This window comes from Pseudonocardia halophobica, assembly GCF_050948485.1.
GTDB lineage: Bacteria > Actinomycetota > Actinomycetes > Mycobacteriales > Pseudonocardiaceae > Pseudonocardia > Pseudonocardia halophobica.
This window is the reverse complement of record NZ_CP192046.1, coordinates 1975986-1999992: the sequence shown is the minus strand read 5'-3', so window position 1 is coordinate 1999992 and position 24007 is coordinate 1975986. Positions and strand designations below refer to the sequence as shown.

The window sequence follows — 24007 nt, the reverse complement described above, 5'->3', positions numbered from 1 at the left end:
TCCGCCACCACGAGGGAGGGGACATGACCACGATCGCCGAGCTGCGCGAGCAGGTACGCGGCCCCGTCGTCGAGCCGGGCGACGACGGCTACGACGAGCTCCGCGCGGTCCACAACGGCATGCACGACCGCCGGCCCGCACTCATCGTGCGAGCCTCCGCGGCCGCGGACGCCGTCGCTGCCGTGAACTACGCCCGCGAGGCCGGCGTCGAGCTCGCGGTCCGCGGTGGCGGCCACAGCGGCCCGGGGTTCGGCACCTGCGACGGCGGGGTCGTCCTCGACCTCGGACTGATCGACAACGTGTTCGTCGACCGGACCAGGAAGACCGCCCGCGTGGGCGGCGGCGCCACCTGGGGCGACTTCAACCACGCCACCCACGCCTACGGCCTGGCCACCACGGGCGGCGTCATCTCGACGACCGGCGTCAGCGGTCTGACGTTGGGCGGCGGCATCGGGTATCTCGCCCGCGGCTGCGGCCTGTCCTGCGACAACCTGGTCGGCGCGGAGGTCGTCACCGCCGACGGCCGCCTGCTCCCGGCGAACGAGTACGAGAACGAGGACCTGTTCTGGGCGCTGCGCGGCGGCAGCGGGAACTTCGGGGTCGCCACCTCCCTCGAGTTCGCCCTGCACGACGTCGACACGATCTACGGCGGTCCCCTGTTCTACGAGGTGACGGACGCGCCGGCGGTCATGCGGGTGTACGACGAGTACATCCGGGAGGCGCCCGAGCAGCTCGGCGCGTTCTTCGGCTGGCAGATCGCCCCGCCGCTGCCGTTCATCCCGGAGGAGCGCCACGGGGACCTGTTCTGCGTCATGGTCACCTGTTGGAGCGGGCGACCGGAGCAGGGCGAGCAGGCGATCAAGCCGTTCCGCGACGTCGCCGAGGTCAAGGCCGAACTCGTCGGGCCGATGCCGTACCCCGCGCTCAACTCGGCCTTCGACGGGCTGTTCCCGAAGGGCATCCGGCAGTACTGGAAGGCCAACTACGTTCAGGACCTGCCGGACGACGCCATCGCCGCCCACGTCGAACAGGGCCGGGGCGTGCCGACCGTCTCCTCGACGATGCACCTCTACCCGCTCAACGGTGCGGTCTCCCGGGTCGGCCCGGAGGAGACGGCGTTCGGCCACCGCGACGCCCGGTACGCGATGGTCATCCTGGCGGCCTGGCCCGATCCCGCCGACGACGAGGTCAACAGCCGCTGGCCGCGCGAGTACTACGACGCGGTCCAGCCCTACTCGGGCACACAGGGTGGATACGTGAACTTCATGTCCGCCGACGATGCCGAACGCGCGCCGGAGAACTACGGCAGCACCTACGACCGGCTGCGCGCGATCAAGGCCACCTACGACCCGGAGAACCTGTTCCACCTCAACCAGAACATCGTTCCGGCGGGCTGACGCCCGCGATTGGCGAGGAGATCATCATGGGCCCAGCGATGGACCGTGTATCCGTGAACGGCGCCGAGCTGGAGGTGACCGTCGAGGGCTCGGGCGAGACCATCGTCTTCATCCACGGGGCCGGCATCGCGGACTCGTACGTCCCCGTTGCGAACGACCCGGCTGTACGTGGTCACTACCGCACCGTTCGGTACCGGCGGCGAGGGTACGGGGCGAGCAGTCCGGTGCAGGGCCCCGTGGCCGTCGCCGAGCACGCGAGCGACTGCCGAGCGTTGCTCGGTGAGCTGGCAGTGGAGCAGGCCCACGTCGTCGGACAGTCCTACGGCGGCGCGGTCGCGCTGCAGCTCGCGGTCGATGCACCCGAGGTCGTGACGACGCTCGCGCTGTTCGAACCGGCCCTTCTGGCCGTTCCGAGCGGCCCGATCTTCTTCGAGCAGGTCGCGCCGGTCTTCCAGATGTACGAGCGCGGCGACCGCGTGGGGGCGGTCGACGCCTTCATGGCCGCCGTGAGCGACCCGAGCTGGCGACGCAACGTCGAGCGCACCGTCCCGGGCGGCGTCGAACAGGCCGAGAAGGACGCGGCCACGCTGTTCGAGTCGGATCTGGCCTCGCTGGGGACGTGGGAGTTGACCGCCGAACAGGCCGCGACCATTCGACAACCCGTGCTCTACCTGATCGGGTCCCGGTCGCTGCCCGTGATCCGTGAGGGGCGGGACCAGCTGCGGTCGTGGCTCTTCCGCATGGAGGACGTCGTGCTGGACGGCGCCACCCACTTCCTGCAGATGGAACAGCCCTCTGCGGCGGCCGCAGCGCTCGCGGACTTCCTCAAGCGACACCCGACCACGGCCTGACACGCCTGGTCGAGTCGGACGAGCGGGCGAGGGGACGGCGACCGGCGCGAACCGGCCGCCGCCCCGGCGGTCCCTACCCTGCCCGTGCGGCGAGGCTCTCGCCGGCGGTCACCATCTGCGTACTGATCCGCCGCTGCGCGGTGATCAGTTGATCGACATAGCCACGTTGGGTCGCCAGCGCGGCCTCGGCCATGCGAAAGCCCTCGTCGACCACGGTCCGAGCCCCGGACGGCGGGCCGGCGTCGATGGTGCCCACGGTGCGAGCGGCCCCACCGAGCAGGGCGAGTGGGTTGAGCTGCAGGGTCAGCTCGAGCAGCGCATGCGCTGCCCGAGTGGCGGCGTCCTGGTTGTGACGCGCGGCCTCCTGCATCGCGGTCCCGGTCTGCACGGCCATCTCCCGCCAGCGCTCGCCGAGCTCGGCGGCGGTCCGGTCGACCGACGGGCCCGGCTCCGGTCCGGTCGGCCGCTCCTGCTGCGGGCCGCTCGTGCGGGCTTCCGAGGTCGTCGCGCTCTCCGCCTGTGGATCGGTGTGTGCGTTGGCCGTGTTCCGCGGGTGAGACTGGGTCGAGGTCGGCATTCCTGATGTCCCTCCGGGTGATCGTTCCGAGCGGCTCGCTCAACTGGGGTCGACAGACAGGCGTCGCGTCGGCACCGCTCCGCCGCACCTGTGGGTTGTGCCCGAACCCGGCTCGCTGTCGGGGCCGACGGTCGTCCGTGGGCCGTTCGAGCCGGATGCGACCGGATCGGTCCGAGGCCGACGCGAACCCGACGCTGGCCCGGAACGCGCTGCAGCGCAATCGCTCCGCGCGAAATTGCTCCACCGCGTCTCGGTCAGCGGGCCGGGCCGCCCACACTCTGAACCGCGGCCGCCACCCGAGCGAGGTCGAACGGCCAGGTCTCCGCCCGCCCAGCCCAGTCGTCGGGCAGGGCGTCGCCGAGGCGGCGCAGCGGTACCCCCGATTCGGCAACGGCCCGGCACGGCACCGAGAGCTCACCGATCAGCGTCCGGAACCGGGGGCGCGGTCGTGGTGTGTCCAGCCGGGGATGACCTGTCTCACGCCGAATCGTCCAGGTGGGGTCGATAGGCCGAGCCCGCCCTCCGCCGTCTCGGGCACGGGTGGCCGACGGACGGTCACGTCGCGGCGCGGCCGTTGCAGCAGTGCGTCCTGCCCCTCGGACGGGACGTGTGCGGAGGGGGTGTGAGCGCGAAATCGCGGGGGTAGCTCCGGACCCGTCCGGCCCTCGCCCCGCGAGGTCCGGGCCCGTGGGCCCAGTACCGGCCGAACCGTCGAGCAGGCCGGTGCCTCCCGGACCACGGAAACGGCGCGGACGCACCACCCGCGCCGGCCACCGTCGAGAGGGGAAACGCAGCATGGCTCAGGAGCCGACGACCACGAAGCCGAACCCGGCGAAGCCGAAGCGCGCGCTGCCGGCGGCCACCAGGCCGAAGGCGGCCCGGCCGGTGAGCGCCGAGCCGACCGAGCCGGCGGTGACGCCGGTCGGTGTCCCCGTCGGAGAGGCCGACCGCGACAGCACGGGCGTGAGCCGCCGCGTCCGCGAGCAGGGCGACCAGCGGCCGAAGGGCTCGACCGGCCCCGCGGGGCCGATCGGCGAGCGCGGGGACAAGGGCCCCCAGGGCCCGGCCGGCCCGCCCGGGGAAGCGGGCGACCGTGGTCCGAAGGGGCCGACGGGGCCCGTGGGCCCTGCCGGTGAGCAGGGCGAGCAGGGCCTTCCTGGTCCGGTCGGACAGCCCGGGGAGCAGGGCCCGCAGGGGCCGACCGGCCCGCAGGGCGAGCAGGGCCTCCCGGGTCCGGTCGGGCCGGCCGGGGAGCAGGGCCCGGAGGGGCCGACCGGTCCGCAGGGCGAGCGTGGCCTTCCGGGTTCCACCGGCCTTGCCGGTGAGCAGGGAGAGCAGGGTCCGCGCGGGCCGCAGGGCGAGCAGGGCCCGGCCGGACCCGTCGGCCTGACGGGCGAGCCCGGAGAGCAGGGGCCCCAGGGTGAGCGGGGTCTGCCCGGCGCCCCGGGCCCGCGAGGCGTGATCGGGGAGGCCGGCGAGAAGGGACCGCGCGGGCTGCAGGGCCCCCAGGGCGAGGCCGGCGAGAAGGGTGCTCCCGGGGTCCGCGGACCCCAGGGGCCGCAGGGCGAGCAGGGGCCGCCCGGGCCGGCCGGGCTGCCCGGCGTCCAGGGCCCGCAGGGTCCGACCGGGCCGGCCTGGCTGTACCAGCCGAGCCCGGCCGAGCTCGCGGGCAAGGTCAAGCAGGCCGCGTTCGCGATCCGCCCCCGGACCGTGCTCGATCCCCGCGAGGGCGCCCGCTACCTGGCGACGCTGACGTCGCGGATCGTCAAGTTGCAGGGAGGCCTGATCCTGCGCGCGATCGTCGACACCGACGCCGCCGCGGACCACGATCCGGCCGGGCCGAGCAACGTGCGCTCCCTCGCACGCTGAGGCAGGAGGCGCTCGTGTCCCCGTCCCGCGTCGCCGGGAGGGGGACACGCGCCGTTCAACGCCGTCGGGGTGGCAGGGAGTCGGTTCAGACGATCGGGCGGTCCCACGTCCGGTCGGCGTGCAGGACGGCGTCGACGATCCCCTGATAACCCGTGCACCGGCACAGGTGACCGGACACGACCGTCCGGACCTCGGCTTCGTCGACGCCCTGGCGCTCGGCGAGCAGGCGGTGGACGGTCATCAGGAGCCCCGGGGTGCAGAATCCGCACTGCAGGGCATGGTGTTCGGTGAAGGCCTGCTGGATCGGGTGGAGCGGCTCGTCGGGCGCGGCCAGTCCCTCGACCGTCCGCACCTCGGCGCCCTCGGCCTGGACCGCCAGCAGCGAGCACGCGCGGACGGCCTCGCCGTCGACCTCGACGGTGCAGGCGCCGCACACGCCCTGTTCGCAGGCGACGTGCGTCCCGGTCAGCCCCAGCTCGTCGCGCAGGGCGTCGGCCAGCGACGTCCGGGTCTCCACGGTCATCCGGGCCGGGCGGTCGTTCACGGTCAGCGTGACGGTGACGGGGTCCGCCGCACGGCGGACGAGCGGATCGTCAGGCAGCACCGATGACCTCCGTGTCCGGCCGGAGCACCTGCTCCAGTGCGCGGCGGACGAGGGTGCGGACGAGCGCCCGGCGATGAGCGGCGGTCGTGCGATGGTCGTCGACCGGGCGGCACTCGCGGGCGGCGACCTCCGCGACCTCCCGCGCGAGACCACCTCCGGCCCCACGCAGGTCGGCGACGGGGACCGCCCAGGGCACGTCGTGCACGCCGGCGCAGGCCATGCGCACCGCGTCGACGACGCCGTCGCGGACGCGCGCCACCACCCCGACCCCGACGAGTGGCAGGTCGCCGGGGCGGCGGCCGAACTCCAGCCAGGCGCTCCGGGTGTCGTCGGTGTCGAGCGGGAACGTCGCGGCGACAGCGAGCTCGTCCGGCGCCAGTGCGGTCCGTCCAGGGCCACGATAGAGCGCGGCCGCCTCGACGGTCCGGCTGCCCGCCCTCGAGCGGACCTCCACTCTCCCGCCGACGGCGAGCAGCACCGTCGGGAGTTCGGCCCCCGGGTCGGCGGAGCAGAGGCTGCCGACCACGGTTCCGCGGGACCGGGTGCCGGGGTTGCCGACCCAGGGCAGGGCGGCGTCGAGCAGCCCGGTCCCGGAGCCCGCGCGGAGCACGGCGGCCTGCCGGACCGTGGCACCGAGACGTGCTCCCCCGTCGGTCGTGCTCCGCGTGCTCAGCCCGGCCACCCGGTTGACGTCCACCAGGAGGCGAGGGCGGACCTGCCGCAGTGCCATCTGGGGCAGCAGGCTCTGTCCGCCCGCGAGCACCCGGGCGGATCCGCCGTGGTCGGCCAGCAGGCCGAGGGCCTCGTCGACCGTGGACGGCGACGCGTAGTCGAACGGCGCGGGCTTCACCGGGTCAGTCCTCGGTGGGGGCCGCGAGCTCGTGCGGCCGGATCGGGGTGTGGGTCACGGTGATCCCGAGCGGGGCGACCGCCGCGGCGACCGCGCAGGCGACCGCCCCCGGTGTCGCGATCATGGCCGACTCGCCCATGCCCTTGATGCCCCCGCGGGTGTGCGGCGCGGGCGACTCCCGGTGCTCGAGGGCGACCCGCGGCAGGCAGCGGGCGGTCGGCAGCAGGTAGTCGCCGAACGTGGTGGCGTGCGGGGATCCGTCGGCGCCGTAGCCCGCGTCCTCGTAGAGGGCCGCGCCGACGCCCTGCGCGAACGCGCCGAGCGTCTGGCCGTCCACGATCATCGGATTGATCACGGTGCCGCAGTCCTCCACCACGGCCGCGTCGACGACGTCGACCCGCCCCGTTCCGGGATCCACGTCGACGACCACGGCGACACACCCGTTCGAGTAGGTCGCGGGCGGGTCGTAGAACGCGGTGGCGGTGAGGTCCGGCTCCGGCAACGCCGCACGGACGGCGGGGTCGGCGACCGCGGCGGTGGCGATCTCGGCCAGCCCGAGCGAGGCGGAGGGGGCGACGGCCCGACCGTCGCGAAACGAGATCTCCCCCCGATCCACCCCGAGCAGGTGACCGGCCACCAGCGCCAGCTTGCCGGCGAGCCGTTCCGACGCGAGCAGCAACGCTCCGCCGATCACGGTCGCGACCCGGCTCGCCCGGGTACCGGCGGTGCTCAGCGGAGCGCCGGCGGTGTCGCCGGTCACGACGCGGACCCGCCGCGGGTCGCAGGTCAGCACCGAGGCGACGACCTGGGCCAGGCTCGTGGCGTGGCCCTGTCCCTGCGACGGGGTGCCGACCACCGCCGTGACCGCACCGGACGCGGCCATCTCGACCCGCACCGAGTCGTGCGAGGCGAACGACCAGGAGGACTCCCCCGCCCCCGCGGAGCCCCAGCCGGACGGCTCGACGTACGGGCTGATCCCGACCCCGCGGTAGCGACCGTCGGCGGTGGGCCCGGGGACGACGTTCGCGGCGTCGACGAGCTTCGCCGCCCGCTCGAGCGTGGCGAGGTGGCTGCCGCTGTCGTAGGTCATGCCGGTGGGCGTCATGTAGGGCAGGTCGCCGGGTCGGACGAGGTTCTGCCTGCGCAGATCCACCGGGTCGCGCCCGAGCAGCCGTGCCGCCCGGTCGATCAGCAGCTCCCGGGCCGTGTGCCCGCTCGTCCAGCCCACGCCCCGGTAGGGGGCGATCGGCGCCTTGGTGGTGAGCACCGAGCGCACCCGCCAGCCGGTCTCCGGGATGCGGTACGCCCCGGGCAGCAGACCCGCCGCGAGATAGGCCTCGATGAGGGCGCTGGCGGAGTTGAAGGAGTAGGCCCCGGCGTCGCCGAGCACGTCGCAGCGCAGGGCGCGGAAGGTGCCGTCGGCGTCGAGGGCCAGCGCGAGCTCGACGCGTTGCTCCTTGCCCTGCGGCCCGGCGACGATGTTCTCCCGGCGGTCCTCCACCCACAGGACCGGGCGGCCGACCGCGCGGGCCGCCAGCGCCACGGCGATCTCCTCCGGCGACGCCGGGATCTTCTGCCCGAACCCGCCGCCGACGTCGTCGACGAGCACACGGACAGCGGCGAGATCCATGCCGAGACAGAGGGCGATCTTGCGCTGCAGCAGGTGGGGCGACTGGGTCGAGCAGCGGACGGTCAGCGTGCCGGCCACGGGGTCGAACGTCGCCGAACACGCGCGGCCCTCCATCGGTGCGGCCGTGAGCCTGCCGGTGGTGAAACGCCCGGAGACGACGTGATCGGCGGCGGCGAAGGCCTCCTCGAGAGCCGGGGTCGCGCGCTCGCCGCGGTACACCTCGTTGCTCGTCAGGACGGGGTCGAGGGGTGGCAGCGTCGTCGCCGTCTCCGGGTCGACGACGGGAGGGAGCGCCGTGTGGCGGACCTCGACCAGTTCGGCGGCGTCCTCGGCCAGGGCCCGGCTCTCGGCCAGCACCATCGCGACGGCCTCCCCCACGAACCGCACACGCTCCCCCGCGAGGGCGGGTTGCGGGGTCTTGACGAGGCCGGGCACGGCGACCGCGTCCACCAGCGGGACGTGCGGCAGGTCGGCCGCGGTCAGGACGGAGACCACGCCGGGCGCCGTCCCCGCTCTGCTGACGTCGACGTCCTCGATCAGGGCGTGCGGGTGGCGCGAGCGGACGAAGGCGACGTGGAGGCAGTGCGGCGGCGGGACGTCGGCCGTGAACACTCCACGCCCACGCAGGAGCCGGGCGTCCTCGAACCGTGGGAGGCGCGCCCCCAGGGGGGAGTTCGCGTCCGCATCGCGCACCGAGATCACCCGCCGTTCTCGACCGATCACTCCTCAGGTGTCGTGCTGCCGTACATGTCGTGCGAGGACAGCGGGAAGTCGCAGCTCCGCCGCATCGGGACGGTATCCGAATCCGACGCGGACGAGCAGGGGTCGGCCGGCACGACTTCGCGCGGGCACGGATGCCGGCCTCGGCTGCACCGCTCGTCTTCGTGATCGACGAATCCTCCGGCATCGGCGTCGAGCCGGCCGACTCCCCGACCGAGCCGCATCGACCGACCCGCATCGACCGAGCGCTGAGACGCGCTACTCCGGGTCGGACAGTGTCTGCGCGGCCTGCAGGAGGGCGGTGACGCGGGCGTCGTCCTTGTCCTGCGGCATCCGGCTGATGGTGCCGATCAGTGCGATGGTGGCCGTCAGCGAGCCGTCGACCCCGTGGATGGGGGCGGCGATCCCCCGCAGCCCGTCGCCCGACGCGTCGCTGATGGCGATGCCCGAGCGGCGGATCTCGGGCCGCTTGGCCAGCAGGGCGTCGCGCACCGTCTCGTCCAGGCCCTCGAGGGCGCGGCGAATGGCGCGCTCGTCGGTCAGGTGGGCGAGGAACATCTGCCCTTGCGCGGTCACGATCGGCAGCGTCGACCCGACGGCGACCGAGATCCTGATGAAGCGGCTCTGCTCGTCGTGCACGCGTGCCACGAGCGGACCCCGGCCGCCCCAGATCGACAGCACGGACGTCTCGCCGACGGCCTCGGAGAGCCGTCCCATGACCGGGTCGGCGCGGTCGAGCAGCGGGAGCCGGTCGAGGGCGAGCAGCCCGACCCTCGACAGCGTGGGGCCGAGCGCGTAGCCCTGCCCGGGGCTGTGGGTCAGCAGCCCGTGCTTGACCATCGCGGCGAGGTAGCGGTAGGTCGTCGAGCGGTTCAGGCCGAGCTGGGAGGTGGCGTAGGCGAGGTCGATCCGCGAGCGCTCGTGGTCGAACAGCTCGAGCACCCGCGTGAAGCGGGCGAGGACCTGCAGGTCCCGGCCCTCGCGCTGGCTCCCGCCGGCGAGACCCGCTGGTTCCGCCACGCTCGCTGCACCCCCGACCTCGACGACGTCGTGACAGCATGCACGAGGCCTCGTCCGGCCCGTGCACGCCGGCTCCGGCACCACCTATCGCGCGCCCTGATCCGTGCTCTCAGGGCGCGTCCGTCGCGACCGCGGCGAACATCCGGGACGCGAGGTCGAGGAAGCGGCGTTCGAGGTCCTCGTGCTCGATGCCGAGCTCGTCGGCGAACCGCTCCGACAGCAGCCCGAAGCCGTAGGACATCGAGGCGTAGACGGCGTACAGCGCGGCGGGATCGTCGACGGCCGGCTCGGGGTCGAGGCGTCCCATGGTCGCGCGACGGGTGGTGAGCGTGCGGACCGTGCGGTCGTGGTCGAGGACGAGCAGGACGATCAGCCGGATCGCCTCCCGGTACCGCAGCGACGCCCCCAACGACGTGGTGAGCCACTCCGCCGTGTCCATGTCCGCCTCGCCGGGCACCTCGTCCCGGGGGCGCGCGATCTCCCGCTTGGCCGCGGCGCGCAACAGCTCCTGGCGGGACCCGAAGTAGTGGTAGACCAGCGCCCGGTGGACGTCGGCGAGATCGGCGATCTCGCGCAGGTTCATCCCGTCGAGCACGCCCCGTTCGCGGAGCAGGTCGACGGCGGCGTCGACGAGCAGCTGCTCGGTCGCCGCCCGTGACTGTGCGGGCCGTGACTGCCCCGGCCTCCCCTTGCGGCCCTGCCCGGGTTCCGGTGCGCCCGCCCCTGGATCCGGCACGACCGCCTCCTCTCCCCGCACGCGAGCGCCACGGTACAGCCGGCCGGCCACCGGCTCAGCCGCTCGGTGGCGCGACGACGGCATCCCGGCCGCGGAACAGCGAGTCCGGGCTCCGGCAGGTCAACCCGCCGTCGACGACGAGCTCGGTCCCGGTCACGTACGCGGCGTCGTCCGACGCCAGGAAGGCCACGGCCGCCGCGGCCTCCTCCGGCGACCCCTGCCGGGCGAGCGCGGGCAGTGCGGCCCGCCAGCCGAGGGTGCCGCCGTCCGTGCCCTGCTCCCGCCGGGACATGGCCGACGCGATGAGGCCCAGCACGACGGTGTTCGCGCGGATCCCGCGGCTGCCGAAGCGCACCGCGATGTGCCGGGCGAGCGCGAGCTGGGCCGCCTTCGACGTCTCGTAGCTCAGCGCGAACCCGTTGCTCCAGGCGCCGGCGACCGAGCCGACGAACACGAACGCCCCGCGCCCGCGCTCGACCATCCCCGGCAGCGCCCGCTCGGCCGTGACCCAGTGGCTGCGCACGTTGACGTCCATCGCGAGGTCGTACTGCTCCACGGTCTGGCGTCCGAGCGGCCCGCCGCCCCCGATGCCGACGTTGCACACCACGACGTCGAGAGGCCCGAGCCCGGCCACCGCCCGGTCGACCGCGGCCCGGCACGCGTCCGGATCCGCGGCGTCGGCCTCGATGGCGAGCCCGCTGCCGCCGAGCGCCGCGACGGTTTCCTCCGCCCGCTCCGCCGACACGTCCGTGACCGCGACCGACGCCCCCTCCGCCGCCAGGCGCATCGCGATCGCCCGGCCGTTTCCCATCGGCAGTGTCTCGCCGGGTGCGGCGGGACCGTCCGTGCCCCCGCCGACGACCAGCGCGGTGCGCCCGGCGAACCGTCCGCCCGTCACTCCGGCCACCCCGGCGTGTCCGCCTCCCGCTCGACGCCCGTGGCGTTGAGGAAGCCGGCCAGCATCCGGTAGAAGCCCGGGAGCAGCAGGATCTCCACGATCGTCGGTTCGTCGAAGGCGGCCCGCAGCCGCTCCCAGGTCCCCTCGGTCAGGGTGTCCGTGGTGGACAGCTCGTCGACGACGGTGACGAGCAGCCCCTCGTCGGCCGGCCACTCCCCCGCGTCGGCGCGGGCGAGCCGGGCGATCTCGGCCTCGGACAATCCCGTCTTCCGGCCGATGATCGTGTGCTGGCCGAACTCGTAGACCGAGCCGGTGCGCCGGGCACTGCGCAGGATCATGATCTCGCGCGCCCGCGGATCGAGCCGGTTCCCCTTGAACAGGAACCGGTTCCCCAGCGACATCGCCTTGTGCATGAGCTCGGGGTTGTGCGCGAGCGTGCGGAAGATGTTGAGCGGCTCCGCGCCGCGCTGCAGGTCGGTGCGCATCCGGTCGTCGGGCGGGACCGGGGCGAGGCGCGGGCTCACGCCGACCAGCTCTCGATACCGGCGTCGGCGAGGGCCATCGCGCGGGCGGCCTCGATGTCGAAGTGGTTCGACGCCACGATCCGCTGGGCGTACAGGCCGCCGCCGGACAGCACGTTCGTCGCGGCGTGCCAGCCGCCGTACGCGTCGGCGGTGTGGTCGCGGATCGCGTGGAAGACCCTCAGCCGGTTCTCCGCCGGCACGCCCGGGCGGCCCTGCATGTACTTGCGGACGTACCCGCCTGTCTGCGGGTTCTCCAGGTCGCCGATGGTGGGCGCGGTGAGCAGCGACCCGCCCGCGATGTCGTGCAGGTGCCGGACCATGAGGCTGTAGTTCGCCGCGCCCTGGTACTTCGCGGCGTTCGTGTACAGCTCGTTCGGGTGCACGAAGCCCTGCGGGGTCACGACGGCGTTGTGCAGCGCGGCCTCGAGACCGGCCCGCAGCATCGTCGCGTGGATGATCATCTCCGCGAGCTTGTCCTTGATGTGCGCCACCCCGAGCAGCCCGTTCGCGTCGGCGATCAGGTGCGCGAACCCCACGAGCAGCTCGGCGTTGCGGGTCATCTGCGACACCCCGCCGATGCGCTCCCACAGCCCGAGCGAGTGCGCGAACACCGCGGCGTACTGCGGGTCCCCGTCGAGGAAGACCCGGTCCCGGGGCACGAACACGTCGTCGAACACCACGAACCCGTCCGGCATGTGGTCGTGGCTGGTGTGCGGGAAGTGCCGCACGTCCTCGCCCCGCGGGGCGTAGGAGGAGTTGATGATGCGGACGCCGGGCGCGTTGACAGGGATCGCGCACGCGATCGAGTAGTCCCCGGCCTCGGCGCTCATCCGCTTGGTCGGCATGACCATCAGGTCGTGGCCGTAGGAGGCGCCGGTGATGTGCAGCTTCGCCCCGCGGACGACCACGCCCTCGTCGGACCGGTCGACCACGCGCACGTAGGCGTCGGGGTCCGTCTGCCCCTGCGGCGGCCGGCCCCGGTCGCCCTTCGCGTCGGTGATGCACTCCGTGATCCGGATGTCCGTGCGCTTCGCCTGGTCGTGGTAGCCGAGGATCGCGTCGACGTGCCCGGCCCCCGCCTCCGCCAGCCGGTCCGCCGGGGTGAGCAGCGCCATCAGCGACCCGAAGGTCACCCGCGTGACGATGTCCGCCTCGCTCAGCACCGGGATCAGGTCGCGCAGGTCCCCGGGGCTGCGGGGCGGGGTCATCAGCAGGTTCACCGCCCCCGGCTCCGGGTTGTGGAACCGGTCGTAGGTCGCCGCGGTCAGCTGCGCCGCGGTGCCCATGACCGGGTGCTCGGGGATGTTCTTCACCTCCTCGCCCTCGAAGAAGGTGACGCGCCCGTCGTTCAGGGACGCGAGGTACTCCTCACCGGTCAGCACGGGACAGCTCCTCGCTCCGTCGGTCGGCAGCTGGGCGACGCCCGGCCGCGATCACCGGTGGCGCACATCGACCCCTGTTCTACGTAGCGTTTGACAGAGTGTCAACGACACGGTTGACGAAGTGTCACGAGCGTCCTGCGGCACCGCCGTCGGCGGCGACCCGCACGGCGGCATCCGGGCCGACCGTTGACAGTCCTCAACTCCTGAACCAATATCTTTAAAGTCTGAAGTGATTGAGATCATGGAGGAGGCCCAATGGCGGGCGACGACCTCGTCGTGGATCACCTGTCGGTGGTCTTCCGGTCCCGCACCGGCACCCATGCCGCAGTCCGGGACGCCTCGTTCCGCGTCGGCGCCGGCCGCATGGTCGGCCTCGTCGGCGAGTCGGGCAGCGGGAAGACCGCGACCGGGCTGGCCCTGCTGGGTCTGCACGACCCGGCGGCGACGACGATCGGCGGCGGGGCCCGTTTCGGCGACACCGACCTGCTGAACCTCTCCCCCGCGGCGGCCGACCGGCTCCGTGGCTCGCTGGTCGGGATGATCTTCCAGGACCCGATGACGGCCCTGAACCCCCTGCTCACGATCGGCACCCAGGTCACCGAGACGATCCGGGTCCACGAAGGACTGGACCGCCGCTCCGCGCGCGACAAGGCGATCGACGTGCTCGCCCGTGTGGGGATGCCGGACCCGGCGGGCCGGTACCGCCGGTACCCGCACGAGCTGTCGGGTGGTCTGCGGCAGCGGGCGATGATCGCCGCGGCCATCGCCTGCCGGCCGCGCCTGCTCGTGGCCGACGAGCCGACGACCGCCCTCGACCTGACCATCCAGGCGCAGATCCTCCGCCTGCTCCGGACGCTCTGCGACGACGAGGGCATGTCCGTCCTGCTGATCACGCACGATCTCGGCGCGGTCGGGGCGGTGTGCGACGACGTCGTCACCATGTACGCCGGTGAGGTCGTCGAGATCGGGCCCACCGCCGGCGTCCTCGACCGGCCGAGCCACCCGTACACGAGCCGGCTGATGGCCGCCCGCCCGCGGGTGGACGGCTGGGGCGAACAGCTCGACGTCATCCCCGGCCGGGTGCCGCCGCCGTCGGCGTCGCCCGAGGGCTGCCTGTTCCGGCCACGGTGCCGGGAGGCGCGCGAGGAGTGCGCCGGGCCGCAGGAGCTCGTCGCCCTCGGACCCGACCGGAGCGTGCGGTGCGTCCGCGCGTCGGATCCGCGCGACTCCGTCGTCGTCGCCGGTGCGGGGGTCCGGTGAGCGCCCCGCTGCTCCGGACCCGTGGCCTGACGGTCGACTACCGGGTCGGCCGCGGGCGCCTCCGCGCCGTCGACCACGTCGACCTCGACCTGCACCAGGGCGAGACCCTCGCCGTGATCGGCGAGTCCGGCTCCGGGAAGTCCACGATCGCGAGCGCGCTGCTCCGGCTCGTTCCCGTGGCCGGCGGGTCCGTCGAGTTCGACGGCCTGGACTGGGCGTCGCTCCGCGGCGCCGCCCTCCGCCGGGAGCGGCACCGCATGCAGTTCGTCCCGCAGGACGCGGGGTCCTCGCTCGACCCGCGCTGGCGGGTCCGGGAGTCGGTGGCCGAGCCGCTCGTCGTCGCGGGGACGTCCGCGCGGCAGGCCCGCGACCGGGCCGCGGCGATGCTCGACCGGGTCGGCCTGGAGGGACCGCTCCAGGAGCGGTTCCCGCACCAGCTGTCCGGCGGGCAGCGGCAGCGGGTCGCGATCGCGCGGGCGCTGATCTCGAGGCCCCGCCTGGTGATCTGCGACGAGGCCGTGTCCGCGCTCGACGTCTCCCTGCAGGCCGAGATCGTGAACCTGCTCGTGGAGCTCCGCGCGGAGCGCGACCTGACGTACGTCTTCATCACCCACGACATCGCCCTGCTGCCCTACGTCGCCGACCGGGTGGCGGTGCTCTACCTCGGCCAGGTCGTCGAGTCGGGTCCTGCCCGGGACGTGCTCGTCGATCCGCAGCACCCCTACACGCAGGGACTGCTGTCCTCGTTGCCCGGCGCGCGCGCGAGCGGCGGGGCCGACCGTCCGGTCCGCGGGGAGATCCCCGACCCGGCGAACCCGCCCACCGGCTGCCGGTTCCACCCGCGCTGCCCGGTGGCGGTCGACGGCTGCCCGCGGGTCGAGCCCGTCGTCGTCCCGGTGTCGCCGGCCCACTCGGCCGCCTGCCACCTGCTCGAACCGCAGTCCGCGACAGCGGACCCGGCCGTCCCGCTCCCGTCGTCCCTCCTCCGAAAGGCTCGATCGTGACCCTGTACCGGACAACGGCGTCCGCTGTCGTCAGGCGCGCGCTGCTCGGCCTGTTGGGCGTGGCCCTCCTCGTGACGGCCGCGTGTGGCGCACCGGCTCAAAGCGGTGGCACCACCGCCACCACGCTGACCGTCGCCGTCAGCAACAACCCGTCCTCGCTCGACCCACAGGCGGGCCCCTCGGGCACCGACCACGTGTCGCTCTACCCGATCTACGCGACCCTGGTGGAGTTCGACCCGAAGACACTCGTCGCCACCCCCGGACTCGCCGAGTCCTGGAGCTTCACCGACCCCACCACCCTCCAGTTGAAGCTCCGGCCGGGACTGAAGTTCTCCGACGGCAGCCCGTTGGACGCCAACGCCGTGAAGGCCAGCCTGGAGCGCTACCAGACCCAGACGAACAAGGCCGACCTGTCGAACGTCGCCGGGGTCGAGGCACCCGACCCGACGACCGTCGTGATCAAGGAGAAGACCCCGGACACCTCGCTCGTCCTCGTCCTCGCGGACCGCGCGGGCATGATCGTCGGCCCGACCGCCGCGAATGCCGACTTCGCCCAGAAGCCGGTCGGTGCCGGCCCCTACACGCTGGTCAGCTACAGCCCCGGCGATCGGCTCGTGCTCAAGCGGAACCCGAACTACTACGGGACGCCGCCGCCCATGGAGAACCTGGAGATGCGGATCATCACCGATCCCAAGGCCGCGGCCAACGCGCTGCTCTCCGGGCAGATCGACTTTGCCGACGCCCTCGACGCCAACGACATCCCGCAGCTGCGGAACAGCGGCAAGCTCACCGTCGAGAGCCCCGTCGGGCTCTACTTCGACATGATCTACTTCAACCTGGCGCAGAAGCCGCTCGACGACGTCCGGGTGCGCCAGGCGATCAACCTCGCCCTCGACCGCGACGACATCATCCAGGGCACCGTGAACGGGCAGGGCGAGCCGGCCCGTCAGCCGCTGCCCACCTCGCACTGGGCCTACGACAAGGCCAACGACGCGATCTGGCCGCACGACGTGGCCAAGGCCAAGCAGCTGATGGCCGAGGCGGGGTACCCCACCGGCGGCGTCACACTCACCTCGGTCGCCACCGCCTCGCCGCTCGAGATCCGCCGCAACGAGATCATCCGGTCCCAGCTGGCCGAGATCGGCATCGACTACAAGGTCCAGTCGATGGACACCAACCAGGGCGTCTCGCTGTACTTCGAGAAGCAGGGCACCAACGCCGCGCAGTACGGATGGTCCGGTCGACCCGACCCCGGCCAGACCTACAACCGGCTCTTTGCCCAGAACAGCTACCAGAACCCCGGCAAGGTGGCGATCCCGGGGCTCGACCAGGTCCTCGCCCAGGCGGTCGCGACGGAGGACACCGCGCAGCGCGCCGCGGCCTACGCACAGGCGGACAAGCTCATCGCCGACTTCGCGCCTTACGCCCCGCTCTACTTCCGTGGTGACGTCACGGCGTACTCGACGGCAGTCACCGGCTACACCGCGAGCTTGCTCGGCAAGCCGAAGGTCGCCTTCCTGAACAAGGCGAGCGGGGCCTGATGTCCACGGCACCCCCGGTCACGGCCGCGCCCGTCCCGCTGCAGCCGCAGCGGGACGGGGCGGCCCGGCGGCCCGGCCGTCGTGCGGCGGCGGCGCGGACGCTGGCGCTCCGGGCCGGCGCCTTCCTGGCCACCCTCGTGCTCGCGACCTTCGTGGCCTTCTGGCTGATCAAGCTCGTGCCGGGTGACCCGGCGACCGCGATCGCCGGCGAGAACGCCACCCCGGAGCGGCTCGCGGAGATCCGGGCGCAGCTGGGCCTCGACAAGCCGCTGCTCGCGCAGTACGGGAGCTGGGCCGCCGGCGTCCTGCACGGCGACTTCGGGACCTCGCTGTACTCCGGCCAGAGTGTCGCGGGGCTGCTCGCGCAGCGGCTGCCCGTGACCCTCTCCCTGGTGTTCTGCTCGCTGCTCCTGGCCGTCGTGGTCGGGGTCGCGGCCGGCATCGTCGGGGCGGTCCGGAACAAGCGCCCCGAGGGCCGCGTGGTGACCGGCGCCGCGACGCTCGGCATCGCCGTCCCCAACTTCTGGCTCGGGCTGGTGCTCGTGACCGTGTTCGCCATCTGGAACCCCTGGTTCCCGGCGACCGGCTTCTCCCGGGCCGGCGACGGCGCGGGCGAGTTCCTCCGGTTCGCCGTGCTCCCGACCCTGGCCCTCGGCGCCGCCGGCGTCGCGGAGGTGGCGCGGCAGCTGCGGGGTGCACTCCTCGAGGTGTTCACCGCGGACTACATCCGGATGGCCCGTGCCAAGGGCATCTCCGGGACCGCGCTGCTCGTCCGGCACGCCCTGCGCAACGCCGGCGTCCCCGTCGTCACCGTGCTGGGCCTGCTCATCAACCGGCTCGTCGGCGGCACCGTCGTGGTCGAGGTCGTCTTCGCCATCCCCGGGATGGGCACCCTCGTCGTGGACGCCGTCAAGCAGCGCGACTACCCGGTCATCCAGGCGGTCGTGCTGGTCATGGCCGTGATCGTGCTGGTGGCGAACGCGATCGTGGAGATCCTGTACCGCCGCATCGACCCGAGGATCAGGTTGTCGTGACCACCACCGTCGACACCGTGACCGCACCGGCGACCCCGCGCGCAGAGGGCCTCCGTCGCGCCCTCGGCCGCTGGCGGCACGAGGAGAAGGCCGCCCTCGTCGCCGTGGGCGTGCTCGTCGTCCTCGTCCTCGTGGCGGTGTTCGCGCCCCTGATCGCGCCGCACGACCCGAACGCGCAGTCCATCGCCGACCGGCTCGCCACCCCGTCCGCCACCCACCCGCTCGGCACGGACGACCTCGGTCGCGACGTCCTGTCCCGGCTCCTCTACGGCGCCCGGGCCTCGCTGGTCGCCTCCGTGCTCGCGATGGCGGTGGCCGTGCTGGTGGGGCTCCCGCTCGGCCTGGCCGCGGGCTTCGCGGGCGGGATCGTCGACATCGTCCTGCGGCGGGTCCTCGACACGGTGCTCGCCTTCCCCGCGATCGTGCTGGCGATCGGCGTGACCGGCGTCGTCGGGCCCGGGCTCGTCACGTCGATGTGCGCCATCGGCATCGTGTTCGCCCCGAGCGTCGCCCGGCTCATCCGTGGTCAGACCCTCTCGACCCGGGAACGGCTGTACGTCCCGGCCGCGGTCACCTACGGGTCCCACCCGCTGCGGGTCGCGGTGCGGCACGTCCTGCCGAACGCCGTCGCCCCCGTCGTCATCCAGATGTCCCTGCTCATGAGCACGGCGCTGCTCGCCGAGGCGAGCCTGAGCTTCCTGGGGCTCGGCGTCCAGCCGCCGACCGCGAGCTGGGGGTCGATGCTCGGCCAGGCCTACGGCTACATGTCCCAGGCGCCGACGCAGGTCTTCGCGCCGGGTCTCGCCATCGTCCTGACGGCGTACTGCTTCATCGCCGTCGGCGACGCGCTGCGGCGCGAGCTCGACCCCCGCCAACAGACCTTCTGACCTCCCGCGACCCGATCTCCCGCGACCCCTTCGAAAGGCGGCCCTGCGCATGTCCCTCGTGTCCTACGACGTATCCGGTCCCGTCGCCCGGGTGACCCTGAACCGCCCCGACAACCTGAACGCGGTCAACGCCGAGCTGACCCGGGGTGTGGGGTCCGCGTTCGGCCGGGCCGTCGCCGACCCGGCGGTGCGGGTCGTGGTCCTCGACGCCGAGGGCCGCGCCTTCTGCGCCGGTGCCGACCTCAAGGATCCGAACACGCACTCGGGGGACGACCTGCTCGCCCACCTCGAGCCCGCCGAGGGCGGCGGCCTGGAGGCGGTCGCCGCCTGCCCCAAGCCGGTGGTCGTGGCGGCGCAGGGCTGGTGCGTCGGTGCCGGCGTGGAGCTCGTGCTCGCCGCGGACATCGCCGTCGTGGCGGAGGACGCCAAGTTCTTCCTCCCGCAGGTCGCCCTCGGCATCGTGCCCGGGGCCGGCGGCATGAGCCGGCTGCTGCGCAAGGTCGGGCCGACCTGGGCCCACCGGCTGGTGATGCTCGGCGAGAAGGTGCCCGCCGACGTCGCCCTGCGCATCGGGCTCGTCTCGGAGATCGTCCCCCGCGACGCGCTCGCCCAGCGGGCCGCGGAGATCGCGGAGACCCTCGCCGCCGCCCCTCCGGCCGCGCAACGGCTCGCGAAGGAGTCGTTGCTCCAGGCCGCCGACCTCCCGCTCGCCGCGGCACTGCGCGTCGACCAGTACCGCCTGTTCATGCTGAGCGACACGGCGGAGAAGAAGGAGCGGCACGCGGCCTTCGCGGCGGAGCGCAGCGCATGACCCCGCCCCCGCCCCCGGCGGGCCACCTCCCGTCGGGCATGGTCCTGCCTCCGATCGCGGAGCGCACGGTCCCGCAGGTCCTCGCGGACGCCGCGCACCGCACCCCGGACCGCGTCGCGCTCCTCGACCGGACCGCCTCCCTCACCTACGGCCAGGTCTGGGACGTCGCCCGGCGCCGGGCCGCGGCGTTGCTCGACGTCGTCGGGGCCGGCGGCCGCGTCCTGACCATGACCGACAACACGGTCGACGGGGCCCTGACCTGGTTGGGGCTGGCATCGGGCGGCATGGTCGAGGTGCCGGTCAACACCGCCTACCGGGGCGCCGTGCTCGCGCGGCAGATCCAGGACTCGGGTGCGACCGCGGCCGTCGTCGAGGCCGAGTACCTCGAGCGCTTCCTCGACGCGGCCGAGGGCACCGCGGTGCGGACCGTCGTCGTCCGCGGCCGCGGGCGCTCCGGGTCGGGCGGGATCACCGTCGCGGACGGGAACCTCCTCGACGACGCCTCCCTGCCCACCGCGCTGCCGCCGGTGACCGGCACCGACCCGATGGCGCTGATGTACACCTCCGGCACCACCGGCAGGTCCAAGGGCGTGGTGGTCACCCAGGCCCACGCCTACACCTACGGTGCGCCGCAGCTCCTCGGCGCGGCCGGCCCCGAGGACACCGCGATGGTCGTCCTGCCGCTGTTCCACGTCGGCGGGCAGTGGGCCGGCGCCTACAACGCCCTCATCGCCGGTGGGGCCGCCTACATCGCGCCGCGGTTCGCCGGGGAGACCTTCTGGGAGGAGGCGCGCGAGCACGGGTGCACGTACGCGCTCCTGGTCGTGGCGATGGCGCAGTACCTCCACCAGCAACCACGCCGTCCCGACGACGCCGACAACACCTTCACCCGGCTGTTCGTCGCACCGGTGCTCCGCGAGGCCGAGGAGTTCGCCGCCAGGTTCGACGTCGAGATCGGCACCGGGTACGGCTCCACCGAGGCCGGCACGGTCTTCACCGCGGACTTCGGCAAGGCCCGTCCGGGCGGCTGCGGATGGCCGCGCCCCGAGCTGGAGACCCGGATCGTCGACGCCGAGGACCACCCGTTGCCGGACGGCGAGACGGGCGAGCTGGTCGTCCGCACCTCGGAGCCCGCGATCATGATGCGCGAGTACCTGGGCCTGCCCGACGAGACCGCCCAGGCGTGGCGCGGCGGCTGGTACCACACGGGCGACGCCATGTACGTCGACACCGACGGGCAGTACGTGTACGTCGACCGGCTCGGCGACGCCATCCGGCGGCGCGGCGAGAACGTCCCCTCGGCGGACGTCGAGTCCGTCCTGAACGCCCACCCCGCCGTCTTCGAGTGCGCCGTGGTCGGGGTGGCGGGCGAGTCCGAGCACGAGGTCCTCGCCGCCGTCGTCCTGCGGCCGGGCCACGAGCTCGACCGGACGGATCTGATCGTGTGGGCGGCGGAACGCCTGCCGCACTTCATGGTTCCCCGCTACCTCCGGGTCGTCGACGAGCTCGAGCGGACCCCGAGCGGGAAGATCCGCAAGCGGCCGCTCCGCGAGTACGGCCTCTCGGACGCGTGGGACCGCGAGGCGGCGGGCGTGCACGTGGGCCGCCGGGGTGTCCGGGTCGGTGGCTCGTGAGCGGCCCGATGGACGGCGTCCGGGTCGTCGAGATGGCCCGGGTCCTCGCCGGCCCGACGGTGGCCCAGCTGATGGCCGAGTACGGCGCCGACGTCATCAAGGTCGAGCCGGCGCCGGCCGGGGACCCCGCACGCGGGCTCCCCTACCTCCGCGACGGCCGGTCCGGCTACTTCATCCAGGCCAACCGGGGCAAGCGCAGCGTCTGCCTGGACTTCCGCTCGGACGAGGGGAAGGCGCTGATCCTCGACCTCGTGCGGCACAGCGACGTGCTGGTCGAGAGCTTCCGCCCGGGCGTCCTCGCCGAGATGGGACTGGGCTGGGAGGTGCTCCACGAGGTCAACCCGCGGCTGGTGCTCTGCTCGGTCACCGGCCTCGGCTACGGGGGCCCGCTGTCGCACAAGCCCGGCTACGACACCATCGGCGCCGCGATGTCGGGGGTCGCGCACGTCAGCGGGCCGGTCGGCGGTCCGCCGATGCTGCCGGGACCCGCCATGGGCGACGCCGCGACCGGCGTCTACGGCTTCGGCGGCGTCGCCGCGGCCCTGTTCCAGCGGGAACGGACCGGGCTGGGCGAGTGGGTCCAGGTCTCGCTGCTGGACACCTACATGGCCTTCCACGAGATCAACATCCAGGCCTACAGCGGGTCCGGCGGCACCCAGGTACCCGAGGCGAGCGGCAACTTCCACGCGACCGTGTGTCCCGCGGGGTTCTTCCGGTGCCGGGACCGCTACCTGTTCGTCGCGTGCGTCTCGCCCGGGGACTGGCCGCGGATCGCCGCGGCGATCGGGCGCCCCGAGCTCGCCCGGGCACCCGGGTACGCCACCAACGACGAACGGGCCGCGCACCGCGAGGAGGTCAACGCGCTCGTCGAGGACTGGCTCGCGACCGTCGCCGATCCCGAGGAGGCCGTCCGGATCCTGACCGGGCACCGCGTCGCCTGCGAGCTCATCCGGACGCTCCCCGAGGCCGTCACCCACCCCCACAACGTCGCGCGGCGCGTCGTCCGCGAGGTCGCGGACGAGGTCTGGGGCTCGCTCACCGTCCCGGGCCTGCCGATCCGCTTCGCGGGCATGACCGAACGCGACCTGCACGCCCACGAGCTGGGCGCCGACAACAGGACCGTGCTGCGCGAGATCCTGGACCTCGACGACGCGCGGATCGACGAGCTCGAGAAAGCGCACGTCCTGCAAGGGCCGGCACCCCGGACCCCCGACCTGATCGAGGAGCCCTCGTGAACTACGGACTGTCGATCCCTCTCGGCGGCCGGACGCTGAAGGACCACGCCGCCGTCCTGGACCGGGCCGTGATGGCGGGTTACACGGACGTCTGGAGCAGCGAGGTGAACGGGCACGACGCCTTCACCCCGCTCGCCCTGGCGGCCCAGCGCTACCCCGGGCTCCGGCTCGGCACCGCGATCACCCCCGCCTACACCCGGTCGCCCGCCCTGCTGGCGATGAGCGCGGCGTCCCTGGCCGACTCCACGGACGGCCAGGTCCTCCTCGGCGTCGGCTCCTCGTCGGACGTCATCGTCGAGCGGTGGAACGGCGTGCCGTTCCACGACCCCTACGGCCGGGTCCGCGACGTCGTGACGTTCCTCGACCGTGCCCTCACGGGCGAGAAGGTCGACATGGAGACCCCGAGCTTCACCATCAAGGGGTTCCGGCTCGGCGTGGTTCCCCAGAACCGGCCGAAGGTCCTGGTCGCGGGCCTGCGGCCGGGGATGCTCCGCCTCGCGGGACGGCGGTCGGACGGGGCGATCCTCAACTGGCTCTCGCCCGACGACGTCCGCAAGGTCGTGCCCTACGTGTACGAGGGCCGCACCACGGCACCGGAGATCGTCGCGAGGCTGTTCGTGGTGTGCTCGTCGGACGTGGAGAAGGTCCGCGGGCACGCGAAGCGCGCCATCGCCGCCTACCTCAACGTCGACGCCTACGCGAAGTTCCACGAGTGGCTCGGGCGCGGCGACGAGCTCGCCGACATGTGGGGCGCGTGGCGCGCCGGCGACCGGAAGGCGGCGCTCGCCGCCATCCCCGACTCGCTGGTCGACGAGCTGTTCATCCACGGCGACGCGGCCGCGTGCCGCGCGCGCATCCAGGACTACGTCGACGCCGGGATCACCACGCCGATGCTCGCCCTCACCAACCTCGACGGCGACGCGGCCGACCTCATCGACCAGCTCGGCCGGCGGGCCGGCGCCTCGGCCGGCCCCGCGGTCGTCTCCGCCGGGACCGCGACGAAGCCCGTCGACCCGATAGTCGCCCAGGACCGGCAGCGGTGGGGCGAGCTCGGGTGGCCGCAGCCGACCGCCATGAGCGCCTTCATGTCGCTGTTCCGTACCCACGAGCGGGTCCTCGAGGTCGTGCGCAAGGCCCTCAAGCAGCACGGGCTCTCGATCACCGAGCACTCGGCGCTCCTGCACCTGGCGATGGCTCCGGACCGCAGCAGCCCCCTCAGCCGCATGGCCGAACGGCTGCTCATCTCCCCGGCGCGCTGCAACTACGTGGTGAACCGGTTGGAGAGCGAGGGCTGGGTCGAGCGCAAGCCGCACCCCGCGGACGGCCGCAGCACCCTCGCGGTGCTGACCGAGAGCGGTGCGGCGAAGGTCGACCGCTCGATCGCGGCGGTCGACGGGATCGACTTCGGCTTCCGGGGCACCCGGGAGCAGGAGCTGAACGACCTCGTCGACGCGCTCGCCGCTTGCGCCCGGGGGGAGGACGAGCTGACGGGGGACGCCGACCGGTCCGCGCCGGTGGCCGTGGCGGGGGACTGAGTGGCTCG

The 24007-nt window shown here is 73.6% G+C and carries 22 protein-coding genes; 12 read left to right on the top strand and 10 right to left on the bottom strand.

Going from position 1 to position 24007, the window contains the following annotated elements; all coding sequences use genetic code 11:
* Positions 1-23: 23 nt before the first annotated feature.
* Both ACQP04_RS09625 and ACQP04_RS09620 read left to right on the top strand, forming a co-directional pair.
* Positions 24-1397, top strand: coding sequence for an FAD-binding oxidoreductase (locus tag ACQP04_RS09625; protein WP_433506712.1), 1374 nt, complete (start codon positions 24-26; stop codon positions 1395-1397).
* Between the two features lie 38 nt (positions 1398-1435).
* Complete coding sequence (locus tag ACQP04_RS09620) at positions 1436-2248, top strand: alpha/beta fold hydrolase (protein WP_433506711.1); 813 nt, start codon at positions 1436-1438, stop codon at positions 2246-2248.
* A gap of 73 nt (positions 2249-2321) precedes the next feature.
* Here the strand turns inward: ACQP04_RS09620 and ACQP04_RS09615 are convergent, their stop codons facing one another.
* Complete coding sequence (locus ACQP04_RS09615; protein ID WP_433506710.1) at positions 2322-2825, bottom strand: hypothetical protein; 504 nt, start codon at positions 2823-2825, stop codon at positions 2322-2324.
* Between the two features lie 800 nt (positions 2826-3625).
* Entirely contained in the window at positions 3626-3784 is a 159-nt protein-coding gene (locus tag ACQP04_RS09610) for a hypothetical protein (RefSeq protein ID WP_433506709.1), read from the bottom strand.
* 4 nt (positions 3785-3788) lie between these two features.
* On the opposite strand from ACQP04_RS09610, the gene ACQP04_RS09605 reads away from it, so the two are divergent.
* Positions 3789-4694 carry a hypothetical protein gene (locus tag ACQP04_RS09605; protein WP_433506708.1) on the top strand — a complete coding sequence of 302 codons (906 nt, stop codon included), beginning with the start codon at positions 3789-3791 and terminating at the stop codon, positions 4692-4694.
* An 85-nt stretch (positions 4695-4779) separates the two neighbouring features.
* Here ACQP04_RS09605 and ACQP04_RS09600 read toward each other — a convergent pair whose 3' ends face one another.
* The 8 genes from ACQP04_RS09600 to ACQP04_RS09565 all read right to left on the bottom strand — a co-directional run bounded on the left by ACQP04_RS09600 (position 4780) and on the right by ACQP04_RS09565 (position 13058).
* Positions 4780-5298, bottom strand: coding sequence for a (2Fe-2S)-binding protein (locus ACQP04_RS09600; RefSeq protein ID WP_433506707.1), 519 nt, complete (start codon positions 5296-5298; stop codon positions 4780-4782).
* On the bottom strand, positions 5288-6148 hold the full coding sequence (locus ACQP04_RS09595) for an FAD binding domain-containing protein (protein WP_433506706.1): 861 nt from the start codon (positions 6146-6148) through the stop codon (positions 5288-5290). Before ACQP04_RS09595 ends, ACQP04_RS09600 begins: the two co-directional genes overlap by 11 nt.
* 4 nt (positions 6149-6152) lie before the next feature.
* Entirely contained in the window at positions 6153-8471 is a 2319-nt protein-coding gene (locus ACQP04_RS09590; RefSeq protein WP_433506705.1) for a xanthine dehydrogenase family protein molybdopterin-binding subunit, read from the bottom strand.
* 285 nt (positions 8472-8756) lie between these two features.
* Positions 8757-9518 carry an IclR family transcriptional regulator gene (locus ACQP04_RS09585; RefSeq protein ID WP_433506704.1) on the bottom strand — a complete coding sequence of 254 codons (762 nt, stop codon included), beginning with the start codon at positions 9516-9518 and terminating at the stop codon, positions 8757-8759.
* Positions 9519-9627: 109 nt separating this feature from the next.
* Positions 9628-10254 (bottom strand): TetR/AcrR family transcriptional regulator, encoded by a 627-nt coding sequence (locus ACQP04_RS09580; RefSeq protein ID WP_433506703.1) that lies wholly within the window; start codon positions 10252-10254, stop codon positions 9628-9630.
* Positions 10255-10309: 55 nt separating this feature from the next.
* Positions 10310-11152 carry an SDR family NAD(P)-dependent oxidoreductase gene (locus tag ACQP04_RS09575; protein WP_433506702.1) on the bottom strand — a complete coding sequence of 281 codons (843 nt, stop codon included), beginning with the start codon at positions 11150-11152 and terminating at the stop codon, positions 10310-10312.
* A complete protein-coding gene (locus ACQP04_RS09570) occupies positions 11149-11676 on the bottom strand; it encodes a carboxymuconolactone decarboxylase family protein (protein WP_433506701.1) in 528 nt (175 codons plus the stop codon). Before ACQP04_RS09570 ends, ACQP04_RS09575 begins: the two co-directional genes overlap by 4 nt.
* A complete protein-coding gene (locus ACQP04_RS09565; RefSeq protein ID WP_433506700.1) occupies positions 11673-13058 on the bottom strand; it encodes a 4-hydroxyphenylacetate 3-hydroxylase N-terminal domain-containing protein in 1386 nt (461 codons plus the stop codon). The genes ACQP04_RS09570 and ACQP04_RS09565 overlap by 4 nt, the downstream gene beginning before the upstream one ends.
* 255 nt (positions 13059-13313) lie before the next feature.
* Here ACQP04_RS09565 and ACQP04_RS09560 point away from each other — a divergent pair, with 255 nt between their 5' ends.
* The 9 genes from ACQP04_RS09560 (at position 13314) to ACQP04_RS09520 (ending at position 23999) form a co-directional block, all read left to right on the top strand.
* Positions 13314-14318 (top strand): ABC transporter ATP-binding protein, encoded by a 1005-nt coding sequence (locus ACQP04_RS09560; RefSeq protein ID WP_433506699.1) that lies wholly within the window; start codon positions 13314-13316, stop codon positions 14316-14318.
* Positions 14315-15322 carry an ABC transporter ATP-binding protein gene (locus ACQP04_RS09555; RefSeq protein WP_433506698.1) on the top strand — a complete coding sequence of 336 codons (1008 nt, stop codon included), beginning with the start codon at positions 14315-14317 and terminating at the stop codon, positions 15320-15322. The genes ACQP04_RS09560 and ACQP04_RS09555 overlap by 4 nt, the downstream gene beginning before the upstream one ends.
* Entirely contained in the window at positions 15319-16863 is a 1545-nt protein-coding gene (locus ACQP04_RS09550) for an ABC transporter substrate-binding protein (RefSeq protein WP_433506697.1), read from the top strand. Before ACQP04_RS09555 ends, ACQP04_RS09550 begins: the two co-directional genes overlap by 4 nt.
* Positions 16863-17897 carry an ABC transporter permease gene (locus tag ACQP04_RS09545; RefSeq protein WP_433506696.1) on the top strand — a complete coding sequence of 345 codons (1035 nt, stop codon included), beginning with the start codon at positions 16863-16865 and terminating at the stop codon, positions 17895-17897. The genes ACQP04_RS09550 and ACQP04_RS09545 overlap by 1 nt, the downstream gene beginning before the upstream one ends.
* The gene (locus ACQP04_RS09540; RefSeq protein ID WP_156067578.1) at positions 17894-18784 is read left to right on the top strand and encodes an ABC transporter permease; all 891 of its coding nucleotides are present in this window, start codon (positions 17894-17896) and stop codon (positions 18782-18784) included. The genes ACQP04_RS09545 and ACQP04_RS09540 overlap by 4 nt, the downstream gene beginning before the upstream one ends.
* Before the next feature lie 91 nt (positions 18785-18875).
* Complete coding sequence (locus ACQP04_RS09535) at positions 18876-19595, top strand: enoyl-CoA hydratase/isomerase family protein (protein WP_433506695.1); 720 nt, start codon at positions 18876-18878, stop codon at positions 19593-19595.
* Positions 19592-21229: an AMP-binding protein gene (locus ACQP04_RS09530; RefSeq protein ID WP_433506694.1), complete on the top strand. Its 1638-nt coding sequence runs from the start codon at positions 19592-19594 to the stop codon at positions 21227-21229. The genes ACQP04_RS09535 and ACQP04_RS09530 overlap by 4 nt, the downstream gene beginning before the upstream one ends.
* Positions 21226-22464 carry a CaiB/BaiF CoA transferase family protein gene (locus ACQP04_RS09525; protein WP_433506693.1) on the top strand — a complete coding sequence of 413 codons (1239 nt, stop codon included), beginning with the start codon at positions 21226-21228 and terminating at the stop codon, positions 22462-22464. Before ACQP04_RS09530 ends, ACQP04_RS09525 begins: the two co-directional genes overlap by 4 nt.
* Complete coding sequence (locus tag ACQP04_RS09520) at positions 22461-23999, top strand: LLM class F420-dependent oxidoreductase (RefSeq protein ID WP_433506692.1); 1539 nt, start codon at positions 22461-22463, stop codon at positions 23997-23999. The genes ACQP04_RS09525 and ACQP04_RS09520 overlap by 4 nt, the downstream gene beginning before the upstream one ends.
* Positions 24000-24007 lie beyond the last annotated feature (8 nt).

Bases quoted from the DNA above. Each gene is read 5' to 3' on its own strand.
- ACQP04_RS09625 (WP_433506712.1), top strand. From the start codon at position 24: ATGACCACGATCGCCGAGCTGCGCGAGCAGGTACGCGGCCCCGTCGTC.
- ACQP04_RS09620 (WP_433506711.1), top strand. From the start codon at position 1,436: ATGGACCGTGTATCCGTGAACGGCGCCGAGCTGGAGGTGACCGTCGAG.
- ACQP04_RS09615 (WP_433506710.1), bottom strand. From the start codon at position 2,825: ATGCCGACCTCGACCCAGTCTCACCCGCGGAACACGGCCAACGCACAC.
- ACQP04_RS09560 (WP_433506699.1), top strand. From the start codon at position 13,314: ATGGCGGGCGACGACCTCGTCGTGGATCACCTGTCGGTGGTCTTCCGG.
- ACQP04_RS09545 (WP_433506696.1), top strand. From the start codon at position 16,863: ATGTCCACGGCACCCCCGGTCACGGCCGCGCCCGTCCCGCTGCAGCCG.
- ACQP04_RS09530 (WP_433506694.1), top strand. From the start codon at position 19,592: ATGACCCCGCCCCCGCCCCCGGCGGGCCACCTCCCGTCGGGCATGGTC.